General features: G+C 49.9%; 20 protein-coding genes and 2 tRNA genes. 11 read left to right on the top strand and 11 right to left on the bottom strand.

All coding sequences use genetic code 11. The annotated features are described in order from the left end of the window. Positions 1-24: 24 nt before the first annotated feature. Entirely contained in the window at positions 25-1,452 is a 1,428-nt protein-coding gene (locus LWL52_RS08660; RefSeq protein ID WP_242918879.1) for a methyltransferase RsmF C-terminal domain-like protein, read from the top strand. 77 nt (positions 1,453-1,529) lie between these two features. Here LWL52_RS08660 and LWL52_RS08655 read toward each other — a convergent pair whose 3' ends face one another. From LWL52_RS08655 to pdxH, 4 genes are all read right to left on the bottom strand, one after another. Next, positions 1,530-2,714: a class I SAM-dependent rRNA methyltransferase gene (locus LWL52_RS08655; protein WP_242918878.1), complete on the bottom strand. Its 1,185-nt coding sequence runs from the start codon at positions 2,712-2,714 to the stop codon at positions 1,530-1,532. A 166-nt stretch (positions 2,715-2,880) separates the two neighbouring features. Further along, on the bottom strand, positions 2,881-3,462 hold the full coding sequence (locus LWL52_RS08650) for a Maf family nucleotide pyrophosphatase (protein WP_242918877.1): 582 nt from the start codon (positions 3,460-3,462) through the stop codon (positions 2,881-2,883). Continuing rightward, a complete protein-coding gene (locus tag LWL52_RS08645; protein ID WP_242918876.1) occupies positions 3,428-4,726 on the bottom strand; it encodes a DUF1015 domain-containing protein in 1,299 nt (432 codons plus the stop codon). Before LWL52_RS08645 ends, LWL52_RS08650 begins: the two co-directional genes overlap by 35 nt. 60 nt (positions 4,727-4,786) lie before the next feature. Beyond that, on the bottom strand, positions 4,787-5,437 hold the full coding sequence (pdxH, locus tag LWL52_RS08640; protein WP_242918875.1) for a pyridoxamine 5'-phosphate oxidase: 651 nt from the start codon (positions 5,435-5,437) through the stop codon (positions 4,787-4,789). Positions 5,438-5,662: 225 nt separating this feature from the next. On the opposite strand from pdxH, the gene LWL52_RS08635 reads away from it, so the two are divergent. The 5 genes from LWL52_RS08635 (at position 5,663) to LWL52_RS08615 (ending at position 10,071) form a co-directional block, all read left to right on the top strand. Then, positions 5,663-6,232 (top strand): YqgE/AlgH family protein, encoded by a 570-nt coding sequence (locus tag LWL52_RS08635; protein WP_242918873.1) that lies wholly within the window; start codon positions 5,663-5,665, stop codon positions 6,230-6,232. A gap of 24 nt (positions 6,233-6,256) precedes the next feature. Then, entirely contained in the window at positions 6,257-8,422 is a 2,166-nt protein-coding gene (locus tag LWL52_RS08630; protein WP_242918871.1) for a DUF349 domain-containing protein, read from the top strand. A gap of 128 nt (positions 8,423-8,550) precedes the next feature. Next, positions 8,551-8,623, top strand: a tRNA-Thr gene (locus LWL52_RS08625). Between the two features lie 62 nt (positions 8,624-8,685). Continuing rightward, positions 8,686-8,758 (top strand) — tRNA-Thr (locus LWL52_RS08620). Between the two features lie 146 nt (positions 8,759-8,904). Beyond that, positions 8,905-10,071: a hypothetical protein gene (locus LWL52_RS08615; protein WP_242918869.1), complete on the top strand. Its 1,167-nt coding sequence runs from the start codon at positions 8,905-8,907 to the stop codon at positions 10,069-10,071. On the opposite strand, the gene LWL52_RS08610 is transcribed toward LWL52_RS08615, so the two are convergent. Continuing rightward, positions 10,068-11,102: a hypothetical protein gene (locus tag LWL52_RS08610; RefSeq protein ID WP_242918867.1), complete on the bottom strand. Its 1,035-nt coding sequence runs from the start codon at positions 11,100-11,102 to the stop codon at positions 10,068-10,070. The genes LWL52_RS08615 and LWL52_RS08610 overlap by 4 nt on opposite strands. Positions 11,103-11,359: 257 nt before the next feature. On the opposite strand from LWL52_RS08610, the gene LWL52_RS08605 reads away from it, so the two are divergent. From LWL52_RS08605 to LWL52_RS08590, 4 genes are all read left to right on the top strand, one after another. Continuing rightward, complete coding sequence (locus LWL52_RS08605; RefSeq protein WP_242918865.1) at positions 11,360-12,127, top strand: SDR family oxidoreductase; 768 nt, start codon at positions 11,360-11,362, stop codon at positions 12,125-12,127. A gap of 143 nt (positions 12,128-12,270) precedes the next feature. Continuing rightward, positions 12,271-12,513, top strand: a complete 243-nt coding sequence (locus tag LWL52_RS08600) for a hypothetical protein (RefSeq protein WP_242918863.1) — start codon at positions 12,271-12,273, stop codon at positions 12,511-12,513. 74 nt (positions 12,514-12,587) lie between these two features. Next, positions 12,588-15,131: a DNA gyrase subunit A gene (gyrA, locus tag LWL52_RS08595; RefSeq protein ID WP_242918861.1), complete on the top strand. Its 2,544-nt coding sequence runs from the start codon at positions 12,588-12,590 to the stop codon at positions 15,129-15,131. Positions 15,132-15,200: 69 nt separating this feature from the next. Beyond that, positions 15,201-16,334: a tetratricopeptide repeat protein gene (locus LWL52_RS08590; RefSeq protein ID WP_242918859.1), complete on the top strand. Its 1,134-nt coding sequence runs from the start codon at positions 15,201-15,203 to the stop codon at positions 16,332-16,334. An 871-nt stretch (positions 16,335-17,205) separates the two neighbouring features. On the opposite strand, the gene LWL52_RS08585 is transcribed toward LWL52_RS08590, so the two are convergent. The 5 genes from LWL52_RS08585 to LWL52_RS08565 all read right to left on the bottom strand — a co-directional run bounded on the left by LWL52_RS08585 (position 17,206) and on the right by LWL52_RS08565 (position 21,359). Beyond that, entirely contained in the window at positions 17,206-17,610 is a 405-nt protein-coding gene (locus LWL52_RS08585) for a phage holin family protein (protein ID WP_242918857.1), read from the bottom strand. Positions 17,611-17,692: 82 nt separating this feature from the next. Beyond that, a complete protein-coding gene (msrA, locus tag LWL52_RS08580) occupies positions 17,693-18,382 on the bottom strand; it encodes a peptide-methionine (S)-S-oxide reductase MsrA (protein ID WP_242918855.1) in 690 nt (229 codons plus the stop codon). An 83-nt stretch (positions 18,383-18,465) separates the two neighbouring features. Then, positions 18,466-19,683, bottom strand: coding sequence for a TCR/Tet family MFS transporter (locus tag LWL52_RS08575; protein ID WP_242918853.1), 1,218 nt, complete (start codon positions 19,681-19,683; stop codon positions 18,466-18,468). Positions 19,684-19,799: 116 nt separating this feature from the next. Beyond that, entirely contained in the window at positions 19,800-20,798 is a 999-nt protein-coding gene (locus LWL52_RS08570; RefSeq protein ID WP_242918851.1) for a cation diffusion facilitator family transporter, read from the bottom strand. Positions 20,799-21,068: 270 nt separating this feature from the next. Next, a complete protein-coding gene (locus tag LWL52_RS08565; protein WP_242918850.1) occupies positions 21,069-21,359 on the bottom strand; it encodes a GIY-YIG nuclease family protein in 291 nt (96 codons plus the stop codon). Positions 21,360-21,602: 243 nt separating this feature from the next. Here LWL52_RS08565 and LWL52_RS08560 point away from each other — a divergent pair, with 243 nt between their 5' ends. Further along, positions 21,603-21,866: a hypothetical protein gene (locus tag LWL52_RS08560; protein WP_242918849.1), complete on the top strand. Its 264-nt coding sequence runs from the start codon at positions 21,603-21,605 to the stop codon at positions 21,864-21,866. Here the strand turns inward: LWL52_RS08560 and LWL52_RS08555 are convergent. After that, entirely contained in the window at positions 21,863-22,075 is a 213-nt protein-coding gene (locus LWL52_RS08555) for a hypothetical protein (protein WP_242918848.1), read from the bottom strand. The genes LWL52_RS08560 and LWL52_RS08555 overlap by 4 nt on opposite strands. Between the last annotated feature and the right edge of the window lie 113 nt (positions 22,076-22,188).

Raw genomic sequence — 22,188 nt, 5'->3', positions numbered from 1 at the left:
TTAGCAGGTTTTTGACGTACCTTTATGGCTGTGATAGAACTACCAATTTCTTTTAAGGAGCGCATGCAGGGCCTGCTGGGCGGGGAGTATGCCCGATTTGAACAGGCCCTGGAGCAAGCGCCGCCGGTCAGCATCCGGCTGAATGCGGCTAAACTGCCGTCTACTGCGTTCTCGTTACCACCTGTGCCCTGGGCGGTGCAAGGCTATTATTTGCCGGAACGGCCCCGTTTTACCCTGGACCCGCTGCTGCATGCCGGCGCTTATTATGTGCAGGAGGCGAGTTCGATGTTTTTGGAGCAGGCGCTTCGGCAAGCCACCGACCTGAGCCAGCCCCTGCAGGTACTGGACCTGTGCGGCGCGCCAGGTGGCAAATCAACGCACCTGGCCAGTTTACTATCGCCAGACAGTTTGCTGGTTTCAAATGAAGTGATCCGGAGCAGAGCGGCTATACTTGCCGAGAATATAGCAAAGTGGGGAAGCGGCAATGTGTTGGTAACGAATAACGATCCGCGAGACTTCCGGAAGCTGGATAACTTTTTTGATGTGCTGGTAGTGGATGCCCCGTGCAGTGGTGAGGGCATGTTCCGGAAAGATGCTCAGGCAATTCAGGAATGGTCGGAGGAGAACGTGAAGCTTTGTGCCCAGCGCCAGCAACGCATACTGCTGGATGTATGGGGAGCACTGAAGCCCGGCGGCGTCCTGATCTACAGTACTTGCACCTGGAATGAAGCCGAGAATGAAGCCAATATGGCCTGGCTTGCCGAACAGGAGCAGGCCGAAAGTATAAACCTGCAGGTGCCCCCGGCATGGGGCGTGGTGGCCTCGCAAGTAAATGGGGTAGAAGGCTACCGGTTTTACCCGCACCAGGTTCAGGGCGAGGGCTTTTTTATGGCCGTAGTCCGAAAGACGGGCACAGCAGCCAATGAATATGGAAGCGGCAAAAAGAAAAAGTATAAACTGACGCCGTCCGGCAAAAAGGAAAGAGCGCTGGTGCAGGACTGGTTAATTGAGCCGGATAAGTATGAATGGCTGCAGCATAGCGAGGTGATCTCGGCTATTCCGGCAAACCTGTTTGAGGCAGCCGATGAAGTATACCAGAGCTTATATGTAATTTATGCCGGCACGCAGGTAGCCGAAGTGAACGGGAAAAAGCTGAAGCCCCTGCAGCCGCTGGCTTTGTCGCAGCACTTGAACAAAGCGGCGTTCCAGGTAGCGGACCTCGACCTGGCACAGGCACTGCATTACCTCCGCAAAGAAGATATCCAGCTGCCAACAAGCGGCAATGCCTGGCTGTTAATGCAGTACCAGAATCTGCCGCTGGGCTGGGCCAAGCTAATCGGCAACCGCATCAACAATTATTACCCAAAGGAGTGGCGCATCCGCATGGAACTACCGCAGCAACTAACCCCAGCAGAGCTTTTCTCTATCGCCAATCATTTCACAAGTTCATGAAACGAGAACGGCCTGCTAAAATTCAGCAGGCCGTTCTCGTTTCATGAACTTTTAACTCTTTAAATTTCTAACTCTATCTATTCCACAAACAGCACCAGCCCTTTCAGGTATTCGCCTTCGGGGTGGAAGATAGAGATGGGGTGATCTGCCGGCTGGGAGAGGTTGTGCATGATCTTAATATTGCGACCTGCTTCTATGGCAGCGGCCATCACCGTGCTGTTGAACAGGTATTTGTCCACCACCTGCGAGCAGGAAAAGGTAAACAGAATACCACCCGGCTTTATTTTTTTCATCGCCTCAGCGTTCAGGCGCTTATAACCCATCAGGGCATTGTGGCGCACCTTCTGACTTTTGGCAAATGCGGGCGGGTCCAGCACGATCACATCATATAGGTCTTCCTTCCCTTTCAAAAACTCGAACGTATCCATGGCAAAGGCGGCATGCCGCTCGTGTGCCTGGCTCATTTCGGCATTCCGGATGGTCAGCTCGATCGCTTTTTTGGAAACATCTACCGAGTGAACTTCTTTGGCGCCGGCATTGAGAGCATACACCGAAAAGCCGCCGGTATAGCAGAAGGTGTTCAGCACCGACTTGTCTTTGACGTAGCGGGCCAGCAGGTCCCGGTTCTCGCGCTGGTCGATAAAAAAGCCTGTTTTCTGGCCTCCTTCCCAGTCAATAAAAAAGCGGTTCCCATATTCTGTTACTACTACTCCACCCGTAGAAGAACCAGCTAAATAGCCGTTCTCCGCAGCGGGAAGCGATTTGGGCGGCAGCGACTCCGCACTTTTATCATACACGGCCTTGAGGCGGTCGCCATAAATCTCCTGTAGGGCCTGGGCTACATACGCCCGCACGCCATACATACCCAGCGTATGGGTCTGCACCACAGCCGTATCGTTATAAACATCCACGATCAGCCCGGGAACGCCGTCGCCTTCGGCATAAATAAGGCGGTATACATTGGTCTGTGGGTCATTTACAAGTCCCAGGCGCTGGCGGTAGTCGTAAGCCTGCTGCACTTTGCTTTTCCAGAAAGTATAATCCGGCTCTACCTGCTCGAACGAGAAAATGCGCACTGCTATGGAGCCGGTTGCATAATGGCCCATGGCCAGGAATTCGCGCTTGCTGGAGTATACTTCCACAATATCGCCTTCGGCCGCTTCGCCATCCGCACTCCTGATCGCCCCGGAAAAAACCCAAGGGTGCCGGCGCTTCAGCGAATGTTCCTTGCCCGGCGCTAAGTATAATTTGATAATTGCCATTGTCTTGTTTGCTATGCTGCTTGCTACTCACGCACCGGGTTCAAATTTCCGGTGTGCAACAAAACAGCAAAGGTAGCTAATTCAGCTTTATAAGTTAAGGAATAGTAACCACAACCTTTTAAGAATAGAATATGGAAGCTAGCCGAACAGTACAGCGGAGCCCATATCAGAGCTGCAGCAAGCCGAGCGCTACCAGTTGTTCATAAAGTTTCTGAACAGGCAGGCCCACTACGTTAAAGTAGGAGCCTTCCAGGCGCGTAATACCGATCTTACCGATCCATTCCTGGATGCCATAGGCACCAGCTTTATCGAAGGGTTTGTAGTGGGTGATGTAGTAATGGATCTCTTCGTCCGAGAGTGCCTTGAAGTATACGCGCGTGGAATCGCTAAAAATAACTTTCTGGTGCTGCGTCAGCAGGCATACGCCCGTGATCACCTCGTGGCTGGTACCAGAAAGGGAGCGCAGCATCACGAAGGCCTCTTCATAATTCTGTGGCTTATTCAGAATACGATCTCCGAGGCAAACGATAGTATCGGCGGTCAGCAGCACCTGGTTGGTGATCTCGGCGGCATAAGCAGCGGCTTTGTGTGATGCCAGGTATTCGGCTACTTCGGCGCCTTTCAGATGCTCGGGAAAATCTTCGGACACTTCTTTTACACGCACTTCGAAGGCAAGGCCCAAGCCGGCAAGCAGCTCTTTACGGCGGGGCGAGTTAGAGGCAAGCAGCAGCGGCTGTGACAAATTCATCTTTTCGGATTGAGCTAAATAAGAACCCGCAAATTACTTTCGGGTAAAAGAAGGTTGATTTTTGCGGCATAATGGCCCCGCTGTGGCATACTTTCTTCACCTGCTCCATGGATACATCGTTGGTGATGAGGGCCAGCCGAGCTTCGCCGGCATCCACTTTGCTGATGCAGGCCGTAAAATTCCGTTCGTAGCTGAGCTTTTTAAAATCGCGTTGGTGCTGGCGGTAAATGCCCAGTATCTTTTCAAAAATAAAATAATGCATCACCGTCAGGTCCAGTTCTTTTACCTCCGGTGGAAAATTCCAGTCGATGAGCGGGTGCATTTCGGGCCGGAGCCGCAATTTATAGGCGTTGCCCCGCAGGTATAAGCCAAATGCCCACTGTTTTCCGGCAATGACTTCATTCAACTCATAGGGGTCTTCTTTCGGCGTGACCACAAAATATGTTTCCAGACGCTCTAAAAAGGCCTCATCCGTCATGTCCATGTGTGCCAGCAGGCGGTGGGTTGGCAAAATGCGCAGGTCATCGTGCTCGGAGTTGGTCAGGTACATGAGGTGGTAATTATAAGGCTCAAAACCGGTATGATCGGGGTTTAGGGCCGTCATTTTCTTGCGGTATTCCAAGGAGCCTTCGTAGCGGTGATGGCCGTCAGCCAGCAGGATCTGCTTATCACGGAGCGTATCCACAAAAAGTTTGATGATGGCGTGGTCGTGAATAACGGCCAGCACATCGCGCACGCCCTGGTAATCTTCCGTTTCGTAAAGCGGCGATTTTATACTTTCATCCATGTAGGTTTCCAGCATAAACGAGGGGTCGGAATAAAGGCCGTGCGTGGCGCTGGAGTTCATCTCGGTCTTGTCCAGCAGGTCGATACGGTCGTTTACCGCGCTTGGGATGGTATTCTCGTGGCGCAGCAAAACATTTTCCTTCCAGTCATACGCCTTGATGTGGCAGATAAATCCTTTGCGGCAGTATTCTTTTTCATTGCCCGGTAGCCGGAAATACTGATAGTAAACATAAATGCCGGGCAAAGGGTCCTGCACCAGTACGCCTTCGTCTTTCCAGTTCTGGAGCCGTTGGGCTGCTTCTTCTGCCGGTTGCGGCCCGCGGGGCACCGAAAGGTGGATGCTGTTGAAAGGGTTGCGGTACAAGGCTTCTCGTTGCTTATCCGAAACGACATCAAAAAGCGGGGAGGTAAGCTGGTCTATACGCTGGCTAAGGCCATCGCTGTAGCGCCAGGGGCGCAGGGGAAGAATCTCTGCCATAAACGGTGGGGTGCAAGTATAAAACGGTTTGAAGAATGGGACAGGCGCGGCTTTCGGCCCTTAAGGAGCCAGCCGCACGATGTGCCAGGTGCTGCCCTGCAGTTCGTACACGATACGGTCGTGTAAGCGATTGGGGCGCCCCTGCCAGAACTCCAGCCGGTCGGGCTGCAGCAGGTAACCTCCCCAGAAAGGGGGCCGCGGGATTTCTGCTACGGCTGCAAACTGCTCGGTAAAGGCTTGATCTGCTTCTTCCAGCTCCTCGCGGCTGGCAATAGGCTGGCTTTGCGGTGATGCCCAGGCACCGATTTGGCTTCCCTTCGGACGGCTATGGTAATAGGTATCTGAGTGCTGCGGCGCAGCCTTGCTCACTTTCCCTTCTATGCGTACCTGCCGCTCCAGCGCAGGCCAGAAAAAGGTGAGGGCGGCAAAAGGTGTTTCGGCCAGTTCCTGTCCTTTGCGGCTGTTATAGTTGGTAAAGAATGTCAAACCCGCCGGGGAAACATCCTTTAGCAAAACCACGCGGGCAGAAGGGCGCCCGGCCGCACTTACCGTAGAAAGTACCATCGCTGTGGCTTCTTCTGCTTCGGCCTGCAGGGCTTCCTGCAGCCATACCTGAAATTGCTCCAGTGGCTGCGGCCGCACGGAGTCTTCTGTGAGCGCTTGTTTTGAGTAATTTTTACGTATAGCAGCTATATTGTGCGTCAGCGACATGGCCTGTTGGTTTTTTTCAAAATTAAAAAATTATCTGCTGCCATTGAATTTATTTGGCAGCAATCGTATCGGTAGCAACAATTAGGGAGGATGACAGCCGCAAATACGCAGTTTGATGCGCAACGTTAGTGTTACAATATCATTTCCTTTGCGTAAGAAGTATAAGTATGGCCACCGGTAACTGAACGGGGCACTGGAAATTTGTATTAACGGACTGAAAGATAGATGCCGCAGACAAGCTTGATAAAACCGCAGAGCGGAAGTTTACTTATTTCGGAGCCTTTTCTGGGTGATCCAAATTTTGAGCGAAGCGTGGTATTGCTATGCAACCACAGCGAGGAAGAAGGCACCTTTGGTCTCGTGCTCAACCGCATGTCCAACCTGAAGCTCTCCGATGTGATCGATGTCTTTAACGAGTCTTTCGAGGCTGAATTATGGATCGGGGGGCCGGTGCAGCACAACACCTTGCATTACATACACAACTTGTCGGATCTGCCCCAGGCAGTGCAGTTGGGTGAAGAGCTGTATTGGGGAGGCGATTTCGAAAAGCTCCGCACGCTGATCGGGACCGGAGACCTGGACCCTGCCAATATCAGGTTCTTTTTAGGCTATTCCGGCTGGACGCCCGGCCAGTTGCAGGAGGAGATAGATAAAAATGTATGGATCGTAAATAACAATGCTGCAGATAAATTATTTAATTTAGAGGCAGATAAGCTCTGGCGCAATGTGCTGCGCGATATGGGCGGCAAGTATAAGGTGCTGGCAAATTACCCAGATGACCCGCGCCTGAACTAAATAATACGCGAAAAAACTCCCGACATGATAACGGACAAAGAAACTATGGACACTACCGGAGCAGAGGCTAACAGACCTGAGAACCAGCATGAAGAAACGCAGCCTCAGCAGGAAACGCCTTCTCCGCAGGATATTGTAGCGCAACGCCTGGCCGAGATAGAGGCCAGGCAGCAATCGCAGCAGGAAACTTCTGCAGAAGCTTCTCCGGAAGAGGTGCAGCCCGGCATTGACCCTGATGTAGAATCGGGGCAGGAAGCGGCTGCAGTAGCCGAAAAAACAGATACCATGGCGGATGCCACAACCGAGGTAGCCGATAAGCCCGCTGCAGAAGAACAGCCAGCTGCAGAAGCTCCCTTAGCCGAAGCGCCGGCTGCCCAGGCAGAAGAATTGCCGGCACCCACATTGCCTGTTGCTGAAAAGGAGGCGCCAGCGCCCATTTCAGCTGCGCACGAAGAAGAGGAAGAAGAGGAAGAAGTACATACGGATTACAGTGCCCTGCCTTTGGAAGAGTTGCGCCAGGCCTTGCAAGCAGTCCTGAAAAGCGGAGATGCCCGCCGGAAGCACAAACTTATCCAGGAAATTCAGCGCCACTACGAATCCAAGTTTCAGTTGGAGCGACAGGAGGCCTTGGATCGGTTTAAGCAGGAGGGGGGCAGCGACGAAGATTTTGCCTACCATGCTCCCTCCGAACATCAGGAACTGGAAAAGCTGCTGACCACATACCGGGACGCCCGCTACCACGAACGGCAGAATGCCGAAGAGCAACGCCAGCGTAACCTCGAGCAAAAGCAGTCCATTCTGAACCAGTTGCGCCAGCTGGTGGAGTCTGCCGAAACGAAAAGCAGCAACGATGAACTCAAACGCCTGCAATCGGAATGGAAGTCGACGGGGCCTGTGCCTGCCGGTGAAGCTCAGAAACTCTGGGATTCGTATCATGCCCTGCTGGATATCTTTTACAACAACCGCAGTATCTTCTTCGAACTAAAGGAGCTGGACCGCAAGCGCAACTTGGATGCTAAGTTAGTGCTGGTGGAACGGGCAGAAACCCTGCAGAACGAAGAGTCCATCAACAAGGCCCTGGTGGAGCTACGCCACCTGCATGAGGAATGGAAGAATATCGGCCCGGTACCCAACGAGCAGCGCGATCCTATCTGGGAACGCTTTATCCAGGCCTCCGAAAAAGTACATGAGCGCCGCCGTGCTTTCCAGGAGAGCCGCCATACCCTTGAAATGGAAAACCTGGCCAAAAAGAATGCTTTGCTGCAGCGCCTGCAGGAGTATCAGAATTTCCAGACAGACCGCATCAACGAGTGGCGCGATAAGACCGACGAGATTCAGAAGCTGAAAGTGGAATGGGATGCCGCCGGCCTGGTGCCTAAGGAATATGCCGAGGAAATCAACAAGAACTTCTGGGGCAACTATAAAGCCTTCTTTCAGCATAAAAACCAGTTCTTTAAGGGGCTCGACGAACAGAAAATGCAGAACCTGCGCCTGAAAACGGAGCTCTGCGAAGAAGCCGAAAGCCTGAAAGAAAGCACCGACTGGAATGCGACCAAAGAAAAGCTCATCCAGCTGCAGAAGAAATGGAAAACCATTGGCCGGGTGCCCGATAAGTATTCCGATAAGATCTGGCAGCGTTTCCGTGCTGCTTGTAACGAGTTCTTTGACCGCAAGCAGGCCCAGGAGCAGCAACGCGGCGAAGAGATAGAACGGCTTTCGGCCGAGAAGATGGAGCTTTGCGACCGTATCGCCGAGACCCTCTCGCAGCCAAATGCGCCAGCCTCGCTACCGGAGTTTGACTCTTTTGTGACGCAATGGCGCGCCATGAACAGCAGCGGCAAGCGCAGCAGCCCCAAAGTGGAAGAAAAGTTTCTGGAGCTGATCGAGAAATACCTGGAACGTGTTCCTGGCCTTTCGTACGAAGACCGTTCTGAGATGATGGTCAAACTGCAGGTAGAGCGTATCAAGCATAGCCCGGATGCGGCCCACAAGCTGCAGCAAAAAGAGCATACCATCCGCCGCGAAATCACGCAACTGCAGAACGATATCCAGACGCTGCGCACCAACATCGAGTTTTTTGCGCATTCTAAAAATGCCGATAAGCTGCGCGAAGAGTATGAAGGGCGCATCAGCGAATCGCAGCGGCGCATCGAAAAGCTGCAGCATCAGCTGGCCGCGTTCAGAGGCTAAAAAATTTGCGCCTGACTTTCAAAAGCTTATCCCGGCAGAGGAAAAAAGTTTTGGAGAGTATTTGCAGATAAAGAACAAACCTATACCTTTGCAACGCTTTAGAACGCTAGAGCACACAATAAGAGTAAGCCTCCTTAGCTCAGCTGGTAGAGCAACTGACTTGTAATCAGTAGGTCGCTGGTTCGATCCCGGCAGGGGGCTCATCTCCTAAAAAAGCACATGTTTGTACTGCATGTGCTTTTTATTTCAAACATATAGTACAAGCCTCCTTAGCTCAGCTGGTAGAGCAACTGACTTGTAATCAGTAGGTCGCTGGTTCGATCCCGGCAGGGGGCTCCTTAGGCAAAAGCCTTCAGTTCACGCTGAAGGCTTTTTGTTTTCCGGCAGCCTTCCACCCGCAGCGCCTGCACCTTTTTACAGCAGCATGTTATGTTTTGTGCCGGATAAATTTTTACTTTGAAGCTTCGACTTAGAGAAAAAAGATGCAACTGATAGAGGTAACTACGCCCGAGCTGGTGCAGGAATTCCTGCTGCTGCCGGTGCAACTTTATAAAATAGACCCGAACTACATCCGTCCGTTGGATAAAGATGTGGAACAGGTCTTCGACAAGAAAAAGAACAAACTGCTACGCGACGGCGAAGTGATCCGCTGGGTGCTCCGCAACGAAGCAGGCAAGACCATTGGCCGGGTAGCGGCCTTTATCAATAACAAAACAGCCCGCACCTATGAGCAGCCTACTGGCGGGCTGGGCTTTTTTGACTGCATCAACGACCAGGCCACGGCTAACACGCTGCTGGATGCCTGCCGCACCTGGCTGCAGGAGCGTGGCATGGAAGCCATGGATGGCCCCATCAATTTCGGGGATCGTGACCGCTGGTGGGGATTACTGGCGGAAGGCTTTCACCCGCCTACCTATTGCATGAACTATAATGCGCCCTACTACCAGCAGTTGTTCGAAAGCTATGGCTTTGAGGTATACTTTAAACAGTATGTATACTACCGTACCGTAGAGGAACCCCTGGAGCCAAAATACCTGAGTAAAGCCACCACCATCCTCAATGACCCCGATTACCATTTCCAGCACCTAGATAAAAAGGATCTGAAAAAGTATGCCGAGGATTTCCGGACGGTTTACAACAAAGCCTGGACCAAGCACGAGGGTGTGAAAGGCATGTCGGAGGCACAGGCCATGAGCGTGATGAACCAGCTGAAGCCCGTGCTGGACGAGCGGATCGTATGGTTCGGATACTACAAAGGAGAGCCTGTTAGCTTTTTTATCAGCCTGCCGGAGCTAAATCAGTTGTTTAAGTATGTAAATGGCAAAATGGATTTGTGGGGGAAGCTTAAATTTGTGTACCACCGCTGGAAAGGGGACTGCAAGACCATGTATGGCATTGTGTTTGGCGTGTCGCCCGAACATCAGCGAAAAGGCGTAGAAACGGCCATGGTGGTGTCCAGCTCGAAAGTGATCCAGAACAACCCTGCTATACCTTACAAAGATTTCCAGATGAACTGGATCGGGGATTTTAACCCGAAAATGATGAATGTTGCGATGCAGGTTGGCGGCCGCATTTACAAGACGTATCATACCTATCGTTTTCTTTTCGACAGGACCAAAGAGTTCAAGCGCATGGCCCCCATCAGTTAGCTTATAGCAGACAGATCGAAACGCGAATCCAACGCTGGTTTACTTAAGTCTTCCCAGGTCCAGTTATCGTTTAGCAGCATCGATTCTAGCAAGTGCCGGCGGTAATCCAGCTGCCGGACATGGTTTTCCGGAGGAGTTAACAAGGGGATGTTTGCCTTCTTTAGCTCTGAGAGTTCGAAAGGAGGAATGTCCCCCTGGGTTGGTTCCAGCATCGTGGAGGACAGGGATTCCAGAAAAGTGCTGATTGCATTTCTGACCGGTTTCAAATACTGAATTCCGGGGCGTTTTTCTTCGGGCACATATACCAACAGTATACTTATCGCTTCATCAAAAGCAACAAGATTAGGCAGCAGATCCGTTTCCTTATTAGAATGGTAAAAGAAATGCAGGACCGGGTAGGCTAGGTGTAACTGGCCCTGCATGGCGATGCTTAATGCCAGTTCCTGCAGCTGGCTATTAAGCATGCTGAAGTCTTTGCCATTCCAGTTTTTCAGCAGCATGTCCTGGGGGCTGTTTCCGATAGCGGCGAGGCGTATACTTAAAGCCCGCCGGGAGGTGACAGCAGTAAGAACCGGCACCATGTAGGTGATGGCCGTTGTGATGGTCAATATCCCGGAAAACGACAACAGGGCGGAGGCGATCAGCCACAGGTTCGTGCCCCCTTTAAAATCCCCATTGCCCAGCGTAGAAAGAACGTAGCCTGTATAGTAGATGCGTTGCGGGGTAGTAGCCGGCACATGCGTGGTGCTGTTTACTACTGCCATAGGCGAAGAAACAAACAATAGTATACTTCCTATCCAAAGCAACAGCAGCCATACTAATAAATTGGCAAGCACGATGGAAATCCCGGCAGCATTCAGTATGCCGCTTCCGGGAAGTACCTTTGAAGCTGTTTTAAAAAAGTACCAGGTTCCTCTAGTAACTGAACCGCTGATGTACCCGGAGCCCCGTGGTGCAAAGGTAGAATAGGTCAGATCGATCATCATCCAAAGCAAAATCAGTAGCCCTGGTATAAACAAAAAGTAGTTCATAGATATTTTCTTGCTTTATACCTGTTGCTGCTGCCGGCGGTTACCACCAGCAGCAGGTCAATCTTTCTAAATCAATCCCCCAAATCTTCCCCTTGGCTTTTTTCATCTGCCTGCAAGTATAAATTACCTCCGCATTTACACTGCTTATATTTCTGGTAAGTATGTAAATAAGCATCCGATGGTATAACCGTAGCTACCGTGTCTTTGCACATAGCCGAAAGTTTTGTTATTTGCTTTGAACACAAACGTAAAGCAAGATGCAAAACAGATGGTTATTAACGGGTAAAAAGGCCGTGGTTACAGGCGGCTCCAAAGGAATAGGCGAAGCCATAGTAAGAGAATTTCTGGCATTGGGGGCCGAGGTGCTGGCCGTGGCACGCAAACAGGCCGACCTGGATACGCTTAAGGCAGCATTCCCGGAAGGGCTGCAGGTGCTGGCAGCCGATGTAAGCCAGGCGGCAGGCCGCCTGCAACTGGCTGAGCTGGTACAGGCACTTTGGGGCAAGCTGGATATTCTGGTAAATAATGCAGGCACCAATATTCGCAAGCTCACCACCGAGTATAACGACGAGGAGTTCGATTTTATCATGAACACTAACCTGCGGTCGGCCTTTGAATTGAACCGGGCGCTTTATCCACTTTTAAAAGCTTCAGGACAAGGTAATGTGGTGCATGTTACGTCGGTAGCCGGTTTGCTGCATGTGCGCACCGGCAGCATCTATGGCATGACGAAAGCGGCCCTTACCCAGCTTACCCGCAACCTGGCTGTAGAGTGGGCTAGTGCCGGCATTCGGGTAAATGCCGTTGCCCCGTGGTACATCAAGACACCTCTTGCTCAAACGGTGCTGGCAAACCAGGATTTTTATGATGCGGTCATCAGCCGCACACCCATGAAGCGGGTCGGAGAACCCGAAGAAGTGGCAGCCGCTGTCGCGTTTTTATGCCTGCCTGCCGCCGCTTATATCACCGGGCAAACACTGGCCGTAGATGGTGGCTTCACCATTAACGGGTTTCATCCCGGATAAGAAGAATTTATCGCGTTTAATTGCCCGAAACCCAAGGAAAAGTGCCTGTAAAAGTGTGCTTTTCTGGCAAAAAATGCTTACTTTTGTATGATATGGATGTGAGTGCTCCAACTACTTGCCGTGCATTTATTTCTTTACACCCCATGGCTAAAAACCGACTTTTTTTACTTCTGAGCTTTGTGCTTCTGGGCGGCATGGCCGTCTCCTGCAAACCTCGCTGCCCGATTGCTTCCTGCCAGGTGCGCATGCTGCACCGCCACGGCGAACAGGAATTCCGCGGGCAGCCGATCTGGAAAAAGCAGAACCCGAAAATGGGGGAGAAGCTGCCCAAAACCTCGAAAGAAAGCTCGGGTCCTAAGCACGACAAAAGCCGAAATAAGAACTAAGCTATATAGCTTTACTAGTTTTTTGTATAAATTGCCTTACTAACACACATTAAAAATTTCAACAGACCTTAGACATGACTGAAGGCGAACGAATTATACCGATCAACATTGAGGATGAAATGCGCGGTGCGTACATTGACTACTCGATGTCTGTTATCATTTCAAGAGCCTTACCTGATGTTCGGGACGGACTAAAGCCGGTTCACCGCCGGGTACTGTATGGTATGTCCGAACTGGGGGTATCTTATAACAAATCCTATAAAAAATCGGCCCGTATCGTAGGGGAGGTGTTGGGTAAATATCACCCGCACGGTGACTCATCGGTATATGAAACCATGGTGCGTATGGCCCAGGAATGGTCGTTACGCTACCCGTTGGTAGATGGCCAGGGTAACTATGGCTCCATCGACGGCGACTCGCCGGCAGCTATGCGTTACACCGAGGCCCGCCTCAAGCGGATCGCCGACGAACTGCTGGCCGACCTGGAAAAAAATACGGTTGACTTTGTTCCCAACTTCGACGACTCGCTGAAAGAGCCGAGCGTGATGCCCGCCAAATTCCCGAACCTGCTGGTAAATGGCACATCGGGTATTGCCGTAGGTATGGCCACCAACATGGCGCCCCATAACCTGACAGAAGTAGTCAACGGCACGATCGCTTACATCGATAATCCGGATATTACTGTTGCCGAGCTGATGCAGTACGTGACGGCGCCCGATTTTCCGACAGGAGGTATTATCTACGGGTATGACGGCGTAAAAGCGGCGTTTGAAACTGGCCGTGGCCGTGTGCTGATGCGTGCCCGTGCAATCTTTGAAACTACTCCGACAGGAAAGGAGCAGATCATCGTGACGGAGATCCCGTACATGGTCAACAAATCTTCGCTGATCGAGAAAACAGCTGCGCTGGTAAACGAGAAGAAGATTGAAGGCATCTCTGACCTTCGGGATGAATCGGACAGGGACGGACTGCGCATTGTGTATGATCTGAAGCGCGATGCTATTCCGAACGTGGTGCTGAATAACCTTTACAAGTATACGGCGCTCCAATCTTCGTTTGGCGTAAACAACGTGGCGCTGGTAAAGGGCCGCCCGATGACGCTGAACTTGAAGGAGCTGATCCACTATTTTGTGGAACACCGCCACGAGGTTGTTGTTCGCCGTACCCGCTTCGAGTTGGAAGAAGCCCAGAAGCGCGCTCACATTCTGGAAGGCCTGCTCATTGCCCTCGATAACCTGGATGAGGTCATTAACCTGATCCGTTCTTCGCGCGACCCGGAGATTGCCCGCGGCGGTTTGATGGAACGCTTCGGATTGTCTGAAATTCAGGCACGTGCCATTCTGGACATGCGTTTGCAGCGCCTTACCGGTCTGGAGCGTGATAAGATTCAGCAGGAATACCAGGAGATCATGAAACTAATCGATCACCTGACCGCCATCCTCAACGATGAAGGCCTGCGCATGCAGATCATCAAAGACGAGCTGCTTGAAATTAAAGGCCGCTACGGCGACGCTCGCCGTACGAGCATCGAGGCATCTACCGGCGACATCTCTTATGAGGATATGATTCCGGAAGAGAACATGGTGATCACCATCTCGAACGAAGGCTACATTAAGCGTACTTCCCTGAGCGAATACCGCAGCCAGAGCCGTGGTGGTGTTGGTTCCAGAGGCGTTGCTGCCTCAAAAGAGAGCGACTTTACAGAGCACCTCTTTATTGCGAGCACGCACAATTACATGTTGTTCTTCACCGAATTTGGCCGCGTGTACTGGCTTAAAGTATACGAGATTCCGGAAGCAGGTAAAACAGCCAAAGGGCGTGCGATCCAGAACATCATCCAGATTGAAAAAGATGACCGCGTGCGCGCCGTACTGAACGTGCATGACCTGAAAAACCAGGATTATATTCTGAACCACAACCTGGTGTTCTGCACCGAGCAAGGCACGATCAAGAAAACAGTGCTCGAAGCCTATTCCCGTCCAAGAACAAATGGTATCAATGCTATCACCATCAACGATGGTGACCGTTTGCTGGATGTGCAGCTGACCAACGGCAACAGCGAAATTGTGATCGCGCTAGGGTCGGGGAGAGCCATCCGTTTCAATGAAACGCAGGTGCGCTTGATGGGACGCAACGCAGCAGGCGTTCGTGGCGTAACCCTTGCGGGACCAGACGATAAAGTAGTTGGTATGGTTTGTGTACAGAACGAAAACACCGAACTGCTGGTGGTATCGGAGAATGGTTTCGGCAAACGTTCTTTACTCGAGGAGTACCGCATTACGAACCGTGGCGGTAAGGGCGTGAAAACCCTGAACGTAACCGAAAAAACAGGTAAGCTGGTGGCGATCAAAGGTGTGGTGGATACCGACGACCTGATGATCATCAACCGCTCTGGTATTACGATCCGCTTGCGGGTAGCTGATATCCGTGTTATCGGAAGGGCTACACAGGGCGTGCGACTGATCAAACTGAATGATGGCGACCAGATCTCGTCTGTGGCGCAGGTAGACATGGAAACGGAAGTGGAAATGGCCGCTGAAGAAGCTGTATTGGAAATGTCGGAACTGAAGCCCGAGGATTCGTTGCAACCGGATGACATGATCGATCCGGAAGTATAAGTAGAATGGAATTTTATTTTAATCTATAATCGTTATCGTTAAACAAACACAAACCATTAATACACCAATATGAGAAAAGTTCTTTTGACAGCCTTTGCAGCCGCGAGCATCTCGGTTGCGACCGCGCAGAACTCTGCTGTAAACAGCGCCATACTTAATCATAAGAATGGCACGCTGGATAAAGCTCAGGCTGACATTGACAAGGCTATAGCACATCCAAAGACAAAAGATAAAGCGAAAACATGGTTCTACCGGGGCGTGATTTACCAAGATATGTTGGGAAATCCGATCTATGGTAAACTCACCAACGATGACACGCCTTTGCTGGTGCTCGAAGCATTTGATAAAACCATTGCGCTTGACGGCAAAGACGGTGAATTTGGCAAGCAGGTTCCGGCCCGCAAAGAAATGCTGTATGGCCAGGTGCTGAACCAGGCGGTAGAGTTCCATAACGGACAAAAATGGAAAGAAGCCATTGGCAAGTATAACCTGGCTTCCAAGATCAACCCAACCGATACCACTTCTGTATTGTATGCAGCGTATGCCAGCACAGCCAACCAGGATTACACCGGTGCGCTGAAGTATTATGACCAGTTGATTGATATGGGCCATAAGACAGAGGACGTGTACAAGGCAAAAGTGCAGTTGCAGCAGCAGGTAGAAGCACCCGATCAGGAAATAATGAACACCCTGGCGGCAGGACTGAAAGAGCACCCGGCCAGCGTATACCTGATGCAGGAAGAGCTGAAGTATTATCTGAAAAACGACCGTGGTGATGAAGCAATGGCAAAGCTGGAGAATGCGATAAAAGCAGATCCGAAGAACGCCAGCCTTTATGCAGTATTAGGTAACCTGCAGGAGCGCAAAGGCAACCTGGATGCCGCCACTGAAAATTACAAGAAGGCCATCGAGATCGATCAGAATAACTTTGATGCCTACTATAACTTAGGCGTTCTGGAGTATAACAAAGCCAGCGAAATAAACAACAAAGCGGCTAAGATGGATTATGCCACCTACCAGAAAAAAGGAAAGGCACTGGAAGCACAAGCAAAGAAGCAGTTTGCCGAAGCGCTGCCATACTTTGAGAAAGCCTTGGTAATTCAGCCAGAAGATCAGAGCACGATGCAGAACCTGGTACGTGTGTACACGCGCCTGGGACGTAAAGCAGATGCGGATCGTATCTCGAAGATGATCAAAAAATAAGCAGTAACAATATTTAGTATTAGCAAAAAAGGGAGGCTTTCGCTTCCCTTTTTTTATGCTTCAAAAGTTCTATTATGTTAAGTAGGTTATTTGAATGTATACTTATCGTAGTATAAAGCAGAAGGCATTAAACGCTTTATTTATACTTAGGTACCTTATAAATAATGGCTTAGAGAGGGACTACTATAGTGAAGCGAAGCAGTAGGAGTTCTGTTCTGCGTCAAAGACATGTATAAATTTTAAGATAAGTAAGGCAAGCAGGACATTAGCTATAGGAGAACAAATTAATCAGTATGGAAGCATTCCAATATTAACCTTTACAGGTTAGAGCAAGAACAAATTACCATTAGCTTTAAATCTAAGTATAGATGATAAGGGCTAGCTTTAGATATGCTGTTTTGGGAATGAAGCGGTAGAAAGGAATTCAACAGAATTCATTCAAAGAGAAGTATAGAGTCACTGGAGGAGTAAGCAATTAGCAGATCGTGAAAGTATAAAAAGAAAGACGCAAGGCGATGAGCTTGGAAGGTTAAATCGGGCTATAGAGAAACTTAACTTAACATAATATAAATTATAAGACTTATAATGTACGATATTAAAATATCTATTAAAGTGTCACTCATAATGTACTTTATGTTAAGTAGCATGCTTAGTAGAAGAACCTGCTGCAAATATAAACTCGCTCTTTGTGGTGTTGCCGCAAGCAAGTTGTAAAACATTTAGCGATCATAATCAGAGTTGCGTCAGCACTTCACTTGCAGCTCTCTCTTGGTAGCAAGCACCAAACTTTTTTTCGCATCCACCATAATAAAAGCGCCTGAACGTTTACTTCGTTCAAGCGCTTCTTGCATGTATACTTTATAATGTAGTGTTATACTTGCCGGTTCACTAGTTCGGTCTGGGTTTGTTGCGGCACCTGCGAATATTCGTCTTTGTCGTTACCGCGTAGCCAGCCAACAATCGCTAATGCAATGGCCACAGCAAGGGCTATAATAAAAGCGGGTAAAAACCCGTCGAGTTTAAAGTTGCTTACCAGCGCATCGACCAGTTTCAGCATGAGCGCCGTAACGACCAGCCCGACAATGGCTTCAAGTAAAAAGAAGGTTACCAGGTTCAGTAAGCCACCTAAAAGCCAGCCTATTGTTGCTGTAAGTATGGCTGTAAGGAAAGCTACCCAAAGTGCTGTCCCAAAGCTTTTTACGTGCACGCTCGACATGGCATAAGATAGTAGCAGAATAACTGCTGCTGTAACCAGTAAATTAATTATAAAGTCCATAGTTTTAGAGAGTTGTTTATAGACTTTGTAGTACGTGCATCAGCCAAAAAGGTAACTCGCCTGCTGTAAAAGAGCGTTAGCGCTACTCGTTTGTGGTGGTATCTTTCAGCTTGTCATGAAAGGCTTTCTCGAACTTTTTCATTTTAGGCTTGGCTACCTGCTGTATGTATGGGTTATCCGGATTGCGCTCATAAAAATCCTGGTGATAGTCTTCTGCCTCCCAGAACGTAGTGAACGGCTCCACCGTCGTAACGATTTTATTCGGGTAAGTCCCTTTTAGTTGCAGTTGGGTAATATACTGTTCGGCCTCCTTTTTCTGCTCCGGTGTATGGTAGAAAACCACAGAACGGTATTGTGTTCCTTCATCAGGTCCCTGGCGATTCAGCGTCGTCGGATCATGCGATATGAAAAATGCTTTCAGCAGGTCCTGGTAGCTTGTCACCTTCGGGTCGAAATAAATCTGTACGGCTTCAGCATAGCCGGTCGTGCCACTGCTTACTTCTTCGTAGGTTGGATGCGGTTTTTTGCCGCCGGCATATCCAGAAACCACCTGTTTTATACCCTTCAGGCGCTCAAAATACCCTTCCGTGCACCAGAAACAGCCTCCGGCAAACGTGGCTTTTTCCAGCCCGGTCGTATCTAAGGGGGCTTCCTGTTTTTTGGTGGTTTGCCCCTCTCCTGCCGCTTGTTTGTTATCGGAAGCAGCCTGCGAGCAAGCAACGTTGAACAGGACCAGAAAAGGCAGAATAAGGAAACGGAATTGGGTAGACATAGTACGTAGCTTTAGTTATTGTACGAAAACATCGGGCAAGTGGATTGGTTCAGGTGCTTTGTTACAAAGGCATTTTATACTTGTTACAGGCTGCTGCCTCTTCTGAAGCTCCGGTAAGCCATAAAGGAACTGATTACCATTAAGATAGCGCCTAAAACAAACGGCGCGCCCGGAAACTGAAATGGTGCCTGCCTACTGGTAAAATAAGCAAACAAACTGGCCATCAGCGGCGGCCCTACAATGGATGTGGCGCTAATCAGGCTGGTTAATCCTCCCTGCAGTTCGCCCTGTTGGTTATCAGGTACCTGATTAGAGATAATTCCCTGCAGCGCGGGTCCGGAAATGCCGCCCAGCGCATATGGGATCATGTAGACAAACATCATCCAGCTTTGATTGGCTACTGCAAACAGGAAAAAGCCAATGCCATACAACAACAGCCCGATAAAAACACCCCGCTCCTGCCCTATTTTGGGTATAATCACCCGGATCAACCCGCCCTGTACAATAGCTGTGAGAATCCCAAGTGTTCCCAGCGAATACCCCACCCATGCTTCGTTCCAGCTGAATTTTTGCATGGTATAGTAAGTCCAGGTGCTTTGCACGGCATGGCCGCCTATGTAAACAAGTATAAGTGAGAGCACTAATCCGGAAATAGCCGGGAATTTTTTCAGGTGCGTCAGGGCGCCAAGCGGGCTGGATCGTTTCCAGCTGAAAGCCCTCCTGTTCTCGGGTGAGAGCGATTCGGGTAATACAAAGTAGCCATACAGGAAGTTTAACAGGCTAAGTCCTGCTGAGGCCAGGAAAGGCACCTGCACGCCATATTGTCCCAGCAAGCCGCCTAATACGGGCCCGATGATAAAACCAACCCCGAAAGCTGCCCCAATGATGCCAAAATTCTGTGCTCTTTTTTCCGGTGTGCTGATGTCGGCAATATAGGCCGAGGCGGCCGTAAAGCTTGCCCCCGTTATTCCGGACAAAATGCGGCCCACAAACAACCAGGCAATGGTGGGTGCAAAGGCCATAAATATATAGTTAAGGCCAAACCCGAACAAGGCAATCAGGATGATGGGCCGGCGGCCAAACCGGTCGCTAAGGTTGCCGAGCACAGGTGCAAAAATGAATTGCATCAGCGCATAGGCAAAGGTCAGCCATCCGCCATATTCGGAAGCCTGGCTAAGATCGCCATGGATCAGGCCACTAATCAGTTTCGGCATAATGGGCACAATAATGCCCAGGCCCGTAATATCAATCAGCAGTGTAATAAAAATAAAGCTTAAGGCTGCCGGTCTCGAATTTCTCATGCTACGCTCCTGTCAAGGGAGATTAAAGTACAAAGCAATTTAGTATTGTAAGATACTACCTTCCAACATTTAACAGCATAATTGCCCGGAAAATAGCCTCTGAATAGCCTTGCAGGTTAAAGGCTGTGCTTGCGGTCCGCAATAACCTTTTCCAGCACCCACTCTACGCGCTTTTTAAAAGGGTGGCGACGCACGGTACAATCTTCTTTAAAACAGATGGAGCAGGACGCCTCGATACAGGGATCGGTATGGATGAACAATTCGATGTCCTGGTCAATTTTTTCGCGCACCAGTTTTCCTACGGCTTCCACTTCGTCGTGGGCCTGCAGCACGTTCAGGTACCAGGGCACAGTGAGGTGGCAATCGATGTGCAGCGTGGCACCATACTTGATAACGCGCAGGTTATGAATATCGATCCAGTTTTCGCGGCGATTATCGTTGAGCACCTGCACGATATTCTGCAACAATTCATAATCGGCTTCATCCATAATGCCGGCCACTGAGCTGCGCAGAATTCGATAACCTGTATAGCCAATGATACAGCCGAAAAGAATTGCTACTACGCTGTCTAACCATACCATACCGGTCAGGAAGATCAGTAAAAGACCTACCAGGATGCCTGCTGTTGAATAAGCGTCCGATTTCAGGTGTTTGCCCCCTGCTACCAATACCAGCGAATTATTCTGGCGACCTTTTCGCTCGGTCACCATGCCCACTACAAAGTTTATTAGCCCCGAAGCAGCTATCAGCAAGATACCCAGATCCAATTCCTGAAGCGGCACCGGATGTAACAGGTTCAGAATGGATTTGATAATAATGGCGCCGCCGGCCACCATGATCATAGAACCTTCGAGGGTAGACGCTATAAATTCGATCTTGCCATGGCCGTAAGGATGGTTTTCGTCGCGGGGCCGGGCCGACAGGATCAGGCTATATAGCGAAAAAGCGCCGGCTACCACGTTTACGATCGACTCCAGCGCATCGGTTAAAATGGCGTTTGAGTTGGTGAGAAAGAAAGCGATGAATTTAGCAACCAGCAGCAAAACGCCCACTACCACCACGATTATTTGCAGCCGTACACTTTCACTTTTGTTTTTGATGGTCTGGATCAACATGCCTGTACTCTGGAAAGGGATTGTTTGTATGGGAAATACCCGTAGGCGGCAATGCGGCTTCGGAAGACAAAGTTACGGGTATGGCAGCTTAATGTCTAACCATCGTCAAATTCTTTGTGCTCTGAAAGACACAGGAAGGCGTTTTAATAGATATGGCAGGTATAAAGTTATAAGGCAGGATGTGCCGGGAAGGACATGCAGGAAGCCGCAGGCATGTGTTTATACATGCCTGCGGCAGGTACTTTCTTGATCTTTAAGCAGAAGACAGGATCAGCCGTTGAGCATGTCGCTCAGATCCAGCCAGTTCGGATTCATAGACTCAATGAGCATATAAGTGGAGTCGATGCCGCCATTTTTGATCTGGCGTTCGCGGTTTAAGGCGATCTCTTCCACATCATAATGCTCATAGTATACGAGTTTGCAGTTTTCCGGGCTGGCTTGCGCCTGCTGCTGCGGCGCGTTTTGCATCTGCTGCAGATCGTCGGCTATACCGATACGGAGTTCAGAACGTGGGTTTCCTCCGAATATATAGACAAAATAATGGGCTTGTTGTGGCTGCATAGTTAACCTCCTTGTATGTGGCTTATACGCGGTAATACTATCTACGTTTACCTATAAAACATCCTTCTAAAAGGAAGTATAAAAGGCAGCCTCAACGGCACTGATATCTTATCAGTTGAGCCCTTTTAACCAACTCCTGCCGCTTTCCTGCGCATTGAATTACGGAAAAAAGTACTAATGATATCCAAATACCGGTTTTGAAAGGAGCCCGTATAAAACGGGAAGTATAACTAACGGATAAAGATGCCTTTAAATCCTAAACTGGAAAAAATATTGAACAAGCGCTACGCACCGCAAGAGCGCATTGATAGCAAATTTGCCGGCGTAGATATGACCTATGTTACTAACGAACTGGGAGAACCCGTTACTCTGTTTATTGGCAAAAGACGCGATGATGGTAGTATAGCAGGCGAGCGGTACGTGCGTCGCATCGTGCGGGAAACTGGCTCCGAGGAGATCGTTAAAAGCCATTGGGAGCTGAAAGGCAAGGTAAGCCGGGGAAGCTAAGCCCGGTCATCCAGTTCTTCCAGGTCAAAGTCCTTGCCTTTGCCATACTTTACCAGGTCATGCAGCAGGTAATACTCCAGCGTATTTAAATCCTTTACCCGGTAAACATTTTCTTCGGGCATATCCATTACCTGGAAGTCAAATTCCTCTCCATAGTTCCGTAGCCGGTATTTCTTCCCTCTTCTCAGGTTATCTAATGATATAGCCATTCATGTTCAAATTTAATGCAAGGTAATGATTCAGGTGTTTCTAAAAAACGTCATCCCGCAGGGACTCTATAAATTATAACGAACAGGTTGCTTTCCCCGGCTCCTGACCGAGC

The organism is Pontibacter liquoris, assembly GCF_022758235.1.
GTDB classification, from domain to species: Bacteria; Bacteroidota; Bacteroidia; order Cytophagales; family Hymenobacteraceae; genus Pontibacter; species Pontibacter liquoris.
This window is presented reverse-complemented; position numbering and strand designations above follow the sequence as displayed.

Coding starts and splice junctions, on each gene's coding strand:
- LWL52_RS08660 (WP_242918879.1), top strand. CDS start 25: ATGGCTGTGATAGAACTACCAATTTCTTTTAAGGAGCGCATGCAGGGC.
- LWL52_RS08655 (WP_242918878.1), bottom strand. CDS start 2,714: ATGGCAATTATCAAATTATACTTAGCGCCGGGCAAGGAACATTCGCTG.
- LWL52_RS08650 (WP_242918877.1), bottom strand. CDS start 3,462: ATGAATTTGTCACAGCCGCTGCTGCTTGCCTCTAACTCGCCCCGCCGT.
- LWL52_RS08645 (WP_242918876.1), bottom strand. CDS start 4,726: ATGGCAGAGATTCTTCCCCTGCGCCCCTGGCGCTACAGCGATGGCCTT.
- pdxH (WP_242918875.1), bottom strand. CDS start 5,437: ATGTCGCTGACGCACAATATAGCTGCTATACGTAAAAATTACTCAAAA.
- LWL52_RS08635 (WP_242918873.1), top strand. CDS start 5,663: ATGCCGCAGACAAGCTTGATAAAACCGCAGAGCGGAAGTTTACTTATT.
- LWL52_RS08630 (WP_242918871.1), top strand. CDS start 6,257: ATGATAACGGACAAAGAAACTATGGACACTACCGGAGCAGAGGCTAAC.
- LWL52_RS08615 (WP_242918869.1), top strand. CDS start 8,905: ATGCAACTGATAGAGGTAACTACGCCCGAGCTGGTGCAGGAATTCCTG.
- LWL52_RS08610 (WP_242918867.1), bottom strand. CDS start 11,102: ATGAACTACTTTTTGTTTATACCAGGGCTACTGATTTTGCTTTGGATG.
- LWL52_RS08605 (WP_242918865.1), top strand. CDS start 11,360: ATGCAAAACAGATGGTTATTAACGGGTAAAAAGGCCGTGGTTACAGGC.
- LWL52_RS08600 (WP_242918863.1), top strand. CDS start 12,271: ATGGCTAAAAACCGACTTTTTTTACTTCTGAGCTTTGTGCTTCTGGGC.
- gyrA (WP_242918861.1), top strand. CDS start 12,588: ATGACTGAAGGCGAACGAATTATACCGATCAACATTGAGGATGAAATG.
- LWL52_RS08590 (WP_242918859.1), top strand. CDS start 15,201: ATGAGAAAAGTTCTTTTGACAGCCTTTGCAGCCGCGAGCATCTCGGTT.
- LWL52_RS08585 (WP_242918857.1), bottom strand. CDS start 17,610: ATGGACTTTATAATTAATTTACTGGTTACAGCAGCAGTTATTCTGCTA.
- msrA (WP_242918855.1), bottom strand. CDS start 18,382: ATGTCTACCCAATTCCGTTTCCTTATTCTGCCTTTTCTGGTCCTGTTC.
- LWL52_RS08575 (WP_242918853.1), bottom strand. CDS start 19,683: ATGAGAAATTCGAGACCGGCAGCCTTAAGCTTTATTTTTATTACACTG.
- LWL52_RS08570 (WP_242918851.1), bottom strand. CDS start 20,798: ATGTTGATCCAGACCATCAAAAACAAAAGTGAAAGTGTACGGCTGCAA.
- LWL52_RS08565 (WP_242918850.1), bottom strand. CDS start 21,359: ATGCAGCCACAACAAGCCCATTATTTTGTCTATATATTCGGAGGAAAC.
- LWL52_RS08560 (WP_242918849.1), top strand. CDS start 21,603: ATGCCTTTAAATCCTAAACTGGAAAAAATATTGAACAAGCGCTACGCA.
- LWL52_RS08555 (WP_242918848.1), bottom strand. CDS start 22,075: ATGGCTATATCATTAGATAACCTGAGAAGAGGGAAGAAATACCGGCTA.